The 12,196-nt window shown below is 63.2% G+C and carries 13 protein-coding genes; 2 read left to right on the plus strand and 11 right to left on the minus strand.

Features of this window, described 5'->3' with window-relative positions; all coding sequences use genetic code 11:
* Positions 1–8: 8 nt before the first annotated feature.
* The 5 genes from R8L07_13335 to R8L07_13355 form a co-directional block, all read right to left on the minus strand.
* Positions 9–548, minus strand: a complete 540-nt coding sequence (locus R8L07_13335) for a YHS domain-containing (seleno)protein (protein MDW3206513.1) — start codon at positions 546–548, stop codon at positions 9–11.
* Between the two features lie 119 nt (positions 549–667).
* On the minus strand, positions 668–1,249 hold the full coding sequence (locus R8L07_13340; protein MDW3206514.1) for a hypothetical protein: 582 nt from the start codon (positions 1,247–1,249) through the stop codon (positions 668–670).
* On the minus strand, positions 1,246–2,412 hold the full coding sequence (gene dapE / locus R8L07_13345; GenBank protein MDW3206515.1) for a succinyl-diaminopimelate desuccinylase: 1,167 nt from the start codon (positions 2,410–2,412) through the stop codon (positions 1,246–1,248). The genes R8L07_13340 and dapE overlap by 4 nt, the downstream gene beginning before the upstream one ends.
* A complete protein-coding gene (gene dapD / locus R8L07_13350) occupies positions 2,412–3,257 on the minus strand; it encodes a 2,3,4,5-tetrahydropyridine-2,6-dicarboxylate N-succinyltransferase (GenBank protein ID MDW3206516.1) in 846 nt (281 codons plus the stop codon). The genes dapE and dapD overlap by 1 nt, the downstream gene beginning before the upstream one ends.
* 126 nt (positions 3,258–3,383) lie before the next feature.
* Complete coding sequence (locus tag R8L07_13355; GenBank protein ID MDW3206517.1) at positions 3,384–3,593, minus strand: hypothetical protein; 210 nt, start codon at positions 3,591–3,593, stop codon at positions 3,384–3,386.
* A 167-nt stretch (positions 3,594–3,760) separates the two neighbouring features.
* On the opposite strand from R8L07_13355, the gene R8L07_13360 reads away from it, so the two are divergent.
* Positions 3,761–4,003: a hypothetical protein gene (locus R8L07_13360; protein ID MDW3206518.1), complete on the plus strand. Its 243-nt coding sequence runs from the start codon at positions 3,761–3,763 to the stop codon at positions 4,001–4,003.
* Positions 4,004–4,193: 190 nt separating this feature from the next.
* Here the strand turns inward: R8L07_13360 and R8L07_13365 are convergent, their stop codons facing one another.
* The 3 genes from R8L07_13365 to R8L07_13375 form a co-directional block, all read right to left on the minus strand.
* Positions 4,194–5,366 carry a PLP-dependent aspartate aminotransferase family protein gene (locus tag R8L07_13365; protein ID MDW3206519.1) on the minus strand — a complete coding sequence of 391 codons (1,173 nt, stop codon included), beginning with the start codon at positions 5,364–5,366 and terminating at the stop codon, positions 4,194–4,196.
* 7 nt (positions 5,367–5,373) lie between these two features.
* Positions 5,374–6,756: a cystathionine beta-synthase gene (locus R8L07_13370; protein MDW3206520.1), complete on the minus strand. Its 1,383-nt coding sequence runs from the start codon at positions 6,754–6,756 to the stop codon at positions 5,374–5,376.
* Positions 6,757–6,866: 110 nt separating this feature from the next.
* Positions 6,867–7,703 (minus strand): hypothetical protein, encoded by an 837-nt coding sequence (locus R8L07_13375; GenBank protein MDW3206521.1) that lies wholly within the window; start codon positions 7,701–7,703, stop codon positions 6,867–6,869.
* 121 nt (positions 7,704–7,824) lie between these two features.
* Here R8L07_13375 and R8L07_13380 point away from each other — a divergent pair, with 121 nt between their 5' ends.
* On the plus strand, positions 7,825–8,679 hold the full coding sequence (locus R8L07_13380) for a LysR family transcriptional regulator (protein ID MDW3206522.1): 855 nt from the start codon (positions 7,825–7,827) through the stop codon (positions 8,677–8,679).
* Here R8L07_13380 and R8L07_13385 read toward each other — a convergent pair.
* From R8L07_13385 to R8L07_13395, 3 genes are all read right to left on the minus strand, one after another.
* Entirely contained in the window at positions 8,669–9,211 is a 543-nt protein-coding gene (locus R8L07_13385) for a PAS domain-containing protein (protein MDW3206523.1), read from the minus strand. The genes R8L07_13380 and R8L07_13385 overlap by 11 nt on opposite strands.
* A 110-nt stretch (positions 9,212–9,321) precedes the next feature.
* Complete coding sequence (locus tag R8L07_13390) at positions 9,322–9,804, minus strand: peroxiredoxin (GenBank protein MDW3206524.1); 483 nt, start codon at positions 9,802–9,804, stop codon at positions 9,322–9,324.
* Positions 9,805–9,929: 125 nt separating this feature from the next.
* Positions 9,930–12,062 carry a protein-disulfide reductase DsbD family protein gene (locus R8L07_13395; GenBank protein ID MDW3206525.1) on the minus strand — a complete coding sequence of 711 codons (2,133 nt, stop codon included), beginning with the start codon at positions 12,060–12,062 and terminating at the stop codon, positions 9,930–9,932.
* Between the last annotated feature and the right edge of the window lie 134 nt (positions 12,063–12,196).

Raw genomic sequence — 12,196 nt, forward strand, 5'->3', positions numbered from 1 at the left:
AGCGCAAATCAGTTCCGGATGGGGGCGGAAACCGAATAGGTCCCGTCATTGTCGGCGATTGCCTTCCAGCCCTTATCGGATGCCGGCTTGGATTCCGCCGACTGCCAGTTGCTTTCCGACTTGGACAGGTTGCCGTCGATATCCTGTTCCCAGAAGCCGACCACGGTGGGCGTGATGTTCAGATACAGTTTGCCGTCGACGATCCGCCACAGGTTCGGATTGCCCGGAACCTTGCCGCCCTGGGCGATGCCATAGGCGCAATGCCCGTCATAGGCCGGGGCGTATCGTGCCGGGTCCGCCAGAAACTTGTCGCGGTTCTCCTCGCTGGAAAAGGCCCAGGTGGCGCCGTTGTAATCGGCGGTGATGTCGGCGCGGCCGGGGACGGCCTCTTTCTGCTTCTGGCCGACCGGCATCTGGTCCAGATCGAAATAGGCAACCGGATCGTATCCGCCGACGGCGAAGCCGGACTTGTCGACATACTGTTCGCCGGCCTGCGCCGCCGTGGCGGCCAGCAGACTGAAGGCAGTGGCGAGGAGGATCTTTCGCATCGCTGGTTCCCCTGTGAAGCGGGTTATCGGGTCGGGCTGAATCCCGTATGACCGATATATTTTCACAAGGGTGCCAGCCGCAAATCACGACGCTACACCAAAACGTTATCGGGGGCGGCTCAGAGGCTTTGCAGGATCGCCTGTGTCTTGAGCCAGTCGAAGGAGCGGCTGAGGATCAGGTCGCAAAGCACGAGCAGGATCGTCACCGGGATGCTGGTCTCGAACAGGCGTTTCAGCACCATTCCGCCGATGAAAAGGCTCCAGATCTGGATCAGCATGAGGATCAGCCAGACCCCGGTGCTGCCGCCGTCGGACAGGTCCACCGTCAGCAGCAGGGCGATCTGGACGGCCAGGGGCGTCACCATGATCCAGTTCAGCGCGACGACATAGCGGACCCAGTTCTCCGGCCGGGCCAGAAAGACGGAGACATAGGCCATGACCAATGGCCAATAGGTCAATGCGATCAGATAGTTGGATGTCTCCGCCGCGAACAGGGTCAGGGTGGGAAACCCGTCGGATCCGGCATTGATCCGGTACAGCGCGGCAAAGACCAGCGGATACAGAAGAAGCAGGCACCAGAAGCTTTTCAGGAAATCTGTGGCGCTGTCGCCGAACCGGTCCAGGGCGTCCATGCGGGCGCAGTAAACCTGAAACCCGTCCTTGAGCCGGCCCGCCATTTCAGCGGGGCCGACCGGAATCATGGCACTGCCTTCTCGAAATAGCGGTCGATGACCGTGGCGTAGATATCACGCAAGGCGGTGATGTCGGCCGTCTCCACGCGTTCGTCGACCTGGTGCATGGTCTTGCCGACCAGTCCGAAGTCGACGACGGGGCAGTAATCCTTGATGAAGCGGGAATCCGATGTTCCGCCGGTCGTGCTGAGCTCCGGACGGTTCCCGGTCACGGTCTCGCAGGCCTCCACCAGCAGGTCCGACAGCAGGCCGGGCGGCGTCAGGAAGCTCTCGCCGGAAACGACAACCTTCAGGTCGAAATCGGCCCCGTCTCCGGCCGCTTCCTTCAGTCGGGCGCGCAGGGTCTCTTCCAGCGCCGCGCCGGTATGCAGGTCGTTGTAGCGGATGTTGAACCGGGCCGTGGCCAGTGCCGGGACGACATTCGTCGCTTCGTTATCGACCACAATCTGGGTCACGGACAGGACCGAGGGCTCGAAATGGTCGGAGCCCTCATCGATCTGCCAGTCGACCAGGGCGGCCAGCATGCGGGTCAGGCGATGGGCGGCATTATCCGCCAGATGCGGATAGCCGGTATGGCCCTGCACGCCGCGCGCGGTGATATAGCCGTTCAGGCTGCCGCGGCGTCCGATCTTCATCATGGTGCCCAGCGCCGCCGGGTTGGTCGGCTCGCCGGTGATGCAATGATCGATCCGCTCACCCAACTCCGCCAGCGCGGGCAGCATCTTCTTGGTGCCGTTGACGGAGGGACCTTCTTCGTCCCCTGTGATCAGTAGGCTGATGGAGCCTGGAACGCCGCCGGACCGGGCCAGACGCAGGGACACGGCGGAGACCCAGGCGGCAATGGCGCCCTTCATGTCGGATGCACCGCGGCCGATCAGCATCCCGTCCTGGACCGTCGCTGCGAAGGGATCGACGGTCCAGCTATCGGCCTGACCGACCGGCACCACATCGGTGTGACCGGCAAAGCACAGATTCGGCGCCTCCGTACCCAGACGGGCATAAAGGTTGTCGACCGGTTCGGTGCCTTCCTCCTGGAACGGCAGGCGGCGGCAGACGAAGCCGAGGTCTTCCAGAACGCCTTGCAGCAGATCGAGCGCCCCCGCTTCCGCCGGCGTGACGCTGGGACAGCGGATCAGGTCCTGGGTGAGGGCGATCGGATCGATTTCGGTCATCAGGTGCGCAGCAATTCGTTGATGGATGTTTTGGAACGGGTCCGTTCGTCCACGCGCTTGATGATGACGGCGCAGGACAGGGACGGGCCGGGGCTGCCGTCGGGCAGCGGCTTGCCGGGCAGGGCGCCGGGCACGACAACCGAGAATGCCGGAACGCGGCCCATGAACACCTCACCGGTGTTGCGATCGACGATCTTGGTCGAAGCGCCGATGAAGACCCCCATGGACAGGACGGACCCTTCCTCGACCACCACGCCTTCGACCACTTCGGAACGCGCGCCGATGAAGCAGTTGTCTTCGATGATGACCGGGCCGGCCTGCAGCGGTTCCAGCACGCCGCCGATGCCGGCACCGCCGGACAGATGCACATTCTTGCCGATCTGCGCGCAGGATCCGACGGTGGCCCAGGTATCGACCATGGTGCCGGAATCCACATGCGCGCCCAGATTGACGAAACTGGGCATCAGCACGACGTTCGGCGCGATATAGGCGGAACGACGGACGACGCAGTTCGGCACGGCGCGGAAGCCGGCAGCGCGGAACTCCGCTTCACCCCAGCCTTCGAATTTCGACGGGACCTTGTCCCACCACGGCGCATTACCGCCCGGACCGCCGGCGATCGTGGTCATGTCGTTCAGGCGGAAGCTCAGCAGGACGGCCTTCTTCAGCCACTGATTGACGGTCCAGCCGTCATCGCCCTTTTCGGCGACGCGGGCCTTGCCGCTGTCCAGCAGGTTGAGGGCCGTTTCGACCGCTTCGCGGACTTCACCGCCGGTCGTGGGGGATACCTGATCCCGGGTCTCGAAAGCAGCGTCGATAACCGACTGCAAGTCTTCATACGCCATGTCTTCGGCTCACTCCCAAACGCGCCCGGCGGGCAAATTTCATTAGAAACCTGCACGGTCGTGTCAGGTCCGGCGCACCATACCGCGCGCGGCGGACCGGTCAAGTTGGGCTGCGGCGGTATTAGGTTAATCTGCGACGCGCAGGGCGCGGATGCGGCGTTCGATCCGGTCCCAATGATCGTGGCCGGCCTGGTCCTGGTAAAACAGGCATTCCGCCGACCGGGCATGGGCATAGGCGATGGCGCCGGGGCCGCATTCCTGCAGCAGGCGCTGTGCCACAAAGTCGAACTCGCCGGCTTCTGCCATGGTCGGACCCTCGATCGGATGCATGTCCATGCCGATACCCTCCACCAGCAACTATTTAATGGCGAGCGGGTAAACAAATCGTAAATCTGAGGGTGCGAAGGCGATGCGATCAATTCGCAGAAATTTGCGGTCGCGTTAAGGGGGCATTAACCGGCCGCGCCGTACCATCCCCCACGTCATTCACAAGGGCAGGGCCAATGATTTCAGCCTGCAAGGATTCCGTAAGCCGCGCATACAGCCTGATCGGCGACGCCGATGAGGAAAGTGCAAAAACCATTGCGCGCCGCCTCGGTGCCTGCGGCATTCGGGATGCCTGTCCCTATGCGCGGGAATGCGGCCGGACAATCGCCACGCTTCAGCGCGATATCGCGACATCCGAAAGCACCCTCGCCGTCGTATCCTCCGGCGCCTTCCTGGTCGAGAGCGACGGGTTGATCTGAGAAAAGCCAAGTTAACGAGAAACAGCCGCCCCCTGGAGAGGGGGCGACTGTTTTTTGTCTGACGTCAGTGCCAGTGCATCATCCATGTACGGGATTTTTCGGCCACCGCCTTGGACAATCTGACCTTGCCACGCGGACCCGATGGCGACTCATGAATTGCATGGCATCTTGAAATTTCGATGTCGCTGGGTCAGATCGCCGCGAGAGCCGTGTCCAGGTCTGCCAGCAGATCGTCGATGTCTTCGATTCCGACGGACAGGCGGACCAGCGAATCCGATATGCCCAGTTCCGCCCGGATCTCCGCCGGGATCGAGGCATGGGTCATGATCGCCGGATGTTCGATCAGGCTTTCCACCCCGCCCAGGGATTCGGCCAGCGCGAACAGTTCGGTGTGTTCCAGGAAGCGGCGACTTTCGTCCAGGCCGCCCTTCAGGATGGCGGTGACGATGCCGCCGAACCCGCCGACCATCTGGTTCTTCGCCAGGTCGTGCTGCGGGTGGCTTTCCAGGCCGGGATAGATGACCCGTTCGACCTTGTCGTGGCTTTCCAGGTATTCCGCGATCCGCATCGCCCCGGCGCAGTGCTGGCGCATCCGGATCGCCAGGGTCTTCAGGCCGCGCAGGGCCAGGAAGCTGTCGAACGGGCCCAGGATGCTGCCGACCGCGTTATGCAGATAGGCCATGCGGTCCGCCAGTTCGCCGTCTTCGCGCAGGACGGCTACGCCGCCGACAATGTCCGAATGTCCGTTCAGATACTTGGTCGCCGAGTGCACGACGATGTCGAAACCATGGTCCAGCGGCTGCTGCACGATGGGGGACGCGAAAGTGTTGTCGCACACGGTCAGGAGCCCGTGCTTCTTCGCGATCCGCGCAATGGCGTCCAGATCGACAAGGCGCAGGGTGGGGTTGGTCGGGCTTTCGACCCAGACCATCTTGGTTTCCGGACGGATCGCGGCTTCCAGATTGGCCGGATCTGTCAGGTCGACGAAGCTGAAATCCAGGCCGGCCGAGCGCTTGCGGACATTCTCCATGATCCGGTAGCTGCCGCCATAGAGATCGTCCATCGCGACCACATGGTCGCCGCTGTCCAGCAGTTCCAGGATCGTGCCCATGGCTGCCAGACCGCTGGCGAAAGCATAGCCGCGTGCGCCGTTTTCCAGATCCGCGACGCAGGCTTCGAAGGCCATGCGCGTCGGGTTCTGGCTGCGGGAATATTCATAGCCCTTGTGAACGCCGGGACTGTCCTGGACATAGGTCGACGTGGCGTAGATCGGCGTCATGATGGCGCCGGTCGTCGGGTCCGGGCTCTGGCCGGCATGAATGCCCCGCGTGGACAGGCCCTGGCGGTTTTTCTTGATCGTCATGATTGGGTTACTTCCCGCGTTTGCGCATGTAGTTGATGAAATCGACCCGCGTGATCAGGCCGTAGAACGTGTCTTCATCCTTCACGATGGCGACCTTTTCCGCCCGGAACAGGGGCAGCAGCGCCTCGATCGGTGATTTGGGGGAAATCGTCTCCAGCTTCGCCACCATGTGGTCGCCCGACGCGTCGCCGAAGGCTTCCTCGTTCTCGCAGACCGCCAGCATCAGGTCGCTTTCATCGATCAGGCCGGCGATGCGGCCCTTCTCGTCCATGACCGGCAGTTGGGACACGTCGAACATCCGCATGCGGCCGTAGGCCGTGGCCAGGGTCTCGTTGGATTTGACGGTAACGACCTGACCCTTGTCCGCGCGACGGGTGACGAGATTCCGCAGGTCGCCGTGCTCCTCGACATCCAGCAGGCCGTTATCCAGCATCCAGGCATCGTTGTAGACCTTGGCCAGATACTTGTTTCCGGTATCGCAGACGAAGGTGACGACGCGTTTCTTTTCGGTTTGCGCCTGGCACCATTTGATGGCCCCGGCCAGCAGCGTGCCGGTCGAACTGCCGCCGAGGATGCCTTCCTGGACGACGAGGTTGCGCGCGGCGGCGAAGGCTTCCTTGTCGGATACATAGACGGCATCGGAGATCAGGGAGATGTCGCAATTCGGCGGGATGAAATCCTCGCCGATCCCTTCGACCAGCCAGGACCCCACCTCTGTCGGGACTTCCCCGGTCTTGACCGTGTCGCCGACAACCGATCCGTCCGGGTCGGCCAGGACCATGCGCAGATTCGGCTGCACCTTCTGGAAGAAGCGCCCCAGTCCTGAAATCGTTCCGCCGGAACCGACTCCGCAGACCACGGCATCGACATCGTGGTCCATCTGTTCCCAGATTTCCGGTCCGGTGGTGGTTTCATGGGCCAGCGGGTTGGCCGGGTTGGCGAATTGGTTGATCCAGATCGAATTCGGCGTTTCGTTGTGAATCCGCTCCGCCATGTCCTGATAGTATTCGGGATGGCCCTTGCCGACGTCGGAGCGGGTCATGATGACCTCCGCCCCCAGTGCTTTCAGATGGAAGATCTTGTCCTGGCTCATCTTGTCCGGAATGATCAGGACCATGCGGTAGCCCTTCTGTGCGGCTACGAGGGCGAGGCCGAGACCGGTATTGCCGGCGGTGGCCTCGATGATCGTCCCGCCCGGTTTGATTTTGCCTTCGCGTTCGGCGGCCTCAATCATCGACAGACCGATCCGGTCCTTGATCGATCCTCCGGGGTTCTGGCTTTCCAGCTTCAGGAACAGCTCGCAGGGGCCGGTGTCGATATTGCTGACACGGATCATCGGCGTGTTGCCGATCATCGACAGAACGTCATTGAAGGGCTTTGAGGCGGGCATGGGCGCTCCTCTGGTTTGCGCAACTGGATACGGCCGACCGCGGACCGTCGATCCCGCGGAATGTAGGCTAGATAGATTGGATCAGAAAGGGGGCAGAACCAGTATCGGGTCTAGTCGACCAGCGAATCAGCCCGCATGCGGCCCTTTTCGAGGTGGACCGGCAGGACCCGGCCATAGATCTGTTCGGTGCGATGGGGATGCCCGACCATGCCGGGCTGCCGCGCCCAGGACGGGATGGCGACATGGCGCGGGCGTGTGCCGCCGACACGGGTCACCCGGTGCAGGGTATAGCGCCCCAGGAACAACTGCATGTCCCCGGCCTTCAGGTCCAGCCGACGGACCCGCGACCCATCGCCCGCCATGACTGCGGCGACGGCGTCATAATGTTCGTTCCGCGGGTCGCGAATGTTCGGGACATATTCGAAGATCCCGCCGGCGTCCGGGGGCTGGATCATGAATGTGACGGTGAATTCGTTGGTATCGAAATGCCAGGGAAAGGCATCGCCCGGCCGCATCGTGTTGAACGGCATGCAGGCCAGAGGGTCGGCGTATTTGTAGAGCGGGTCGATCCCGAACGCATCTGACAGGAACGCCGTCAGATGCGGGCTGTCGTAGAGTTGCCAGAGGTCCGATCCGGGATCGATCAGGTCCGCGCAGACAAATCCGTTCGTGCGATCCTGGATCCGGTTGATCGGATGAGTCGGCCCGAGTTCCGGGCGGGGTTCCGAAAAATATGGGTTGTGGTGGGTCTGCCGCCGAAAAGCCTGGGGTGCCAGCCTATCGGCCTCTGCGGCAATTCGGGCGATCGCCGCCGGGGTCAGAAAGCGCGACAGGGTGCAGCATCCGTCTTCGGCCAGCGCGTCCCGGCAGGATGCGACCAGCGCGTCATAGGCAGCCGTGCCCGGCGCCTCGATGGGATATCTGTCCGCGTGGAAGATCTCCTGCATGGTCGCACCTCTTTTGATGAAACGCCCGTTGCCACCCAAGGAGTCTCCGAAAATCTGTTGAATTGGAGAAGCGATATTTTTAAGTCTCATGGATCGAAAATTTCGATTGTGCGGGTGGGGTATGAACATCGATCACATGCGGGCCTTTCTGGAAGTCGCCGCGACCGGCAGTTTCCAACTGGCGTCGGAGCGTTTGAACGTGACCCAGTCGACGATTTCGGCGCGGATCAAGGTGCTGGAGGACCGATTGGATCGGACGCTGTTCCATCGTCGCCGGTCCGGTGCGGAACTGACCGGGGCCGGACAGCATTTTCACCGCTATGCCCAGACGGCTGTGCGGGCCTGGGAGCAGGCGCGGCACGAAATCGCCCTGCCTGAGGAACTGTCCTCGGTCCTGGGGATCGGCATTCACGCGACGCTGTGGGATCGCATCGGCTATGCCTGGATCGATCGAATTCAGGCGCGGGCGCCGCGTCTCGGCGTGCGTGCAGCCGTCGATTTTTCGCCGACGCTGACGCGGCATGTCTGCGACGGGTTTCTGGATCTCGCGGTGCTCTATGTACCGCAGCAGCGTTCGAACCTGACGGTCGAACTGCTGATGGAAGAAGACCTGATCATGGTCTCCGGCGCGCGCGACCGGACCTATAAAGGATCCTGGGTCGAGGATTACATTTTCGTCGACTGGGGCGATGATTTCCGGCAGCAGCATGCGATGACCTTCCCGGATGCCCTGACGCCGAAACTACAGGTCGATCACCCGGCCCTGGCCCTGAATTTCGTCATCGAGCGCGGGGCGTCGGCCTATCTGCTGGCCAGTGCCGTACGGCCGCAGATCGACAGCGGCGAAATCTTCCAGGTCGACAAGGCCCCGGTCTTTCGCAGGGCCACCTATGTCGCCTATCCGGAAAATCCGATCGAGCCGGACCGGCTGAACATCGCCCTGGAGGAGTTGCGGGCGCTGGTTGCTAGTGGTTGATCAGGGAGGGCGGCGCGTTTTCCGAATGCTGGCAGAAGCTGAAGTTCAGCATCATGTCGACCGTCTTCCCGTCGCTGGCAAGCGGCAGCATCAGGGCCTCGACCTGTTTGACCATCGTGAAGGGGTCGACGGAGGGAACGCCGTTGTAATGGCGCGGCACCCCGGATTCGCAAGTCGCGATCAGGTCCTCCTCACCGTCGGACCCGGCGAATTGCGTTACCGTATCCAGGAAGCGCCCCTTCATGCCGAGGCCCCAGGAATCGAGGAAATGGCCGCCGAAAATTCGACAGCGGAACCGCATCCTGGGATAGTCGGGGTCATCGCGAACGACGTCCAGCAGCCAAACGGACTGCAGGAGGCGGGGAATGTCCGTCGGGTCGATGTGCTGGCGTCCGGGCAGTGAATCCGGGCACGGTCGACGGTCGTTCCAATACCTCAAGGCGTCGCGAATCACGTTGCTTTCGATCGGAATCAGCGACGGATCCGCGATCAACTCCGGCGTCAGAATTGTCGAACCTGTGGAAGTGAACACAGAAGTCTCCCCGCGCACATACGTGAACTATTCAACCTGACGGGGGAAATATCAATGTCCGACGGGCGGCGTGCCGAGATGCCGGAAAGCCCGCCGCCCATCGGTCCGAATCAGAGTTTCGATAGAATGGCCTCGGCGGAGGAGACTTCGAATGCGCCGGGCTCTTCGACGGCCAGATGGGTCACGGTGCCGTCATCGACGATCATCGCGAAGCGCTGGCCGCGCACGCCCAGACCGGCGGCGACCAGATCCAGTTCCAGCCCCAGCGCGCTGGTGAAAGCGGCGGAACCGTCGGCCAGCATGTCGACCTTGCCGTCGGCCTGCTGATCCTTGCCCCAGGCCCCCATGACGAAGGCGTCATTGACCGCCAGGCAGGCGATGTTGTCGACGCCCTTGGCGCGAAGCGCGTCGGCCTGATTGACGAATCCGGGCAGATGCTTTGCCGAACAGGTCGGCGTGAAGGCACCGGGGACGGAGAACAAGACGACCTTCTTGCCACCGAAGTAATCGCTGGGGTCGACATCTTCCGGGCCGTTCTCGCCCATCCGTTTCAAACCGACCTGGGGAATCTTGTCGCCTTCCTTGATGCTCATGTCCTGTCTCCATCCCGTGGGAATTACATTGATTGGTGAGAGGGCCACCCCCTTCACCCGTGGTGCAGACCTAGGCTAATCCCGTTTGATGTCCAGAGACAATTCCCTGACAGCGCAAATAGTCGTCATTCCGCGGCTGCGACATCGCTTTCCGGATCGGCGCGCAGGGCGGCTTCCCGCACTGCGGTCTCGGTCAGCAGTTCGGGCAGCGCGGTGCCTTGTGGCATGGCGGGCCCGTAGACCATGTTGAACGGAATGCCATAGCGGTCGTGGCGCGCCAGATAATCGGCGATCGCTGCATCGGGCTGCGTCCAGTCCGCCTTCATGGCCACGACGGAATCGCTGCGCAGCCATTCTGCGATCTCGCCGGCCTCCAGCACGGTTTTCTTGTTCCATTGGCAGGTCACGCACCAATCGGCGGTGACATCGACGAAGACCGTCTTGCCGGCGCGTACAAGGTCCGGGATCGCCGCCTCTTCGAAGGGGCGCCAGACGATCCCGGCGGAATCGGACACGGTCGCGCCAACCTGGGCGGGCCGCGAATCCTGGAAGGTCAGCGGCGCTGCAACCGCGGCCAGGGCCAGCAGGGCGGACAGGGGCCAGGCAAAGCGACCGATACGGGATCCCTGGACCCGGCGGGCAATCAGGACGGCGGCGGCAAGGGCGGCCAGCGCCGATACCGCCGCGGCATTCTCCACACCGACTGTGGTCGCCAGGACGGTTGCGAGCCAGAAGGCGGTCCCGACCAGCGCCAGCACAAGCAGGGCGCGCAGATAGCCCATCCATCGACCGGGGCGGGGCAGGAAGCGGACGACGCCGGGGAAGGCGGCGATGGCCAGATAGGGCAGAGCCAATCCGACTGCCAGCGCCGCGAAGATCGCCAGAATGTCCCCGGCACTGCCGCTCAACGCGAAGCCGACGGCGGTGCCGAGGAAAGGCGCGCTGCACGGGGTTGCCAGAAGGGTGGCGAAAGCACCGGTCAGAAAGTCCCTCAACAGCCCTTCGCGGCTGTTTCCGGCGGTGGCGGCCCGGTCCCCAATCACACCCGGCAGCCTAAATTCGAACAGCCCGGCCATGTTGCAGGCGAACAGGGTCAGCAATGCGATCATCAGCGCCAGGAAGACCGGCTGCTGGAACTGGATGCCCCAGCCGACGCTGAGCCCGGCCGATTTCAGGCCGATTGCCAGCCCGGCCAGCACCATGAACGACACGAAAATGCCTGCGCTGGCGGCCAGGAAGCCGAGACGAACCGTGCCCTGACTCTTGCCCGACTTGCCCAGAACGGACATCAGCTTCAGGGACAGGACTGGCAGGACGCAGGGCATCAGGTTCAGGATCAGCCCGCCGAGCAATGCCAGCGCCAGGATCGTCCAGAGGCGGGAGGTATCCGCGGTCTCCGGTTGCGGTGTGATCCTGGTCTCCAGCGCGGCATCGCCGTTAACCAGAGTGACGGTCAAACCGTCGCCGGTCAGCGCCGCCAGATCCAGGTGGGCCGGGGCATCGACGCTCAGAACCGCTTCCGTTTCGCTTCGAATCTCCACCGTCGGCCGGTCGAAATAGGCGCCGCCCGTCCCCTCGACAAAGGCATCCAGCCCGTCCTGAAAGCCGGACTCCGCGGCGACGGCAAGGGCTACTCGAATCGTTTCGCCGGTCTGGCTATAGGTTGCCTGCCGGAGGCTCAGCCCGGTGCCGGGACCGTCCGGGACCGGTACCATGGCCCGGGACCGGTCTATCAGATGGGCTTCGTCCGCGGGAACGGCCGGGCCGGCCGGAAGGTCCAATGCGACTTCGGCGCGGCCGGGAATGCAGATCTCCTCACAGATCAGAAAGTCGATCGTGCCGCGCAGCTGCACCGGTTCGCCGGGGCTCTCGGGGCGTACCGAGAGCGGAAACAGAACCGAATCCTCATAGCCCAGCGTGCCGATATCGAAGATTTCGAACCGTTTCGGGACGGGCCAGAGCATCTCGACCGCGGCGACATTCCGGGACGCGGTCCAATCCGGAATCGGTGGCAGACCCGCGTCGCCCGGCGTGCGCCAGTAGATCTTCCAGCCCGGGTCCATTCGGAATTCCAGACCAAGCGGCAGTTCCGCGCGATCACCGGTCGCGGCCACGGCGGAGACAAGCCGCAGGTCGCTTTGTTCGGCCGCGACCCATTCCCCCGACGCGGCACCGGCGCCGCCGGCCGGAATGACCAGCAGGAGAGTGAGCTGTACAAGGCGCAGGATGGGGGTCGGGATCGGCGGGAAAAATCGCATCGCTAAGCTGGGCCTCCACTGGAATGCATCCTATATAGGCCTTCCAACCGGTTGCAGAAACTCACATAATCGTGCGACGCATCGACGCCGCGCCGCCCGAATATGGCCTCGACATGCGGCCGGCTGGCACACGC

This window comes from Alphaproteobacteria bacterium, assembly GCA_033344895.1.
GTDB lineage: Bacteria > Pseudomonadota > Alphaproteobacteria > UBA8366 > Aestuariispiraceae > Pacificispira.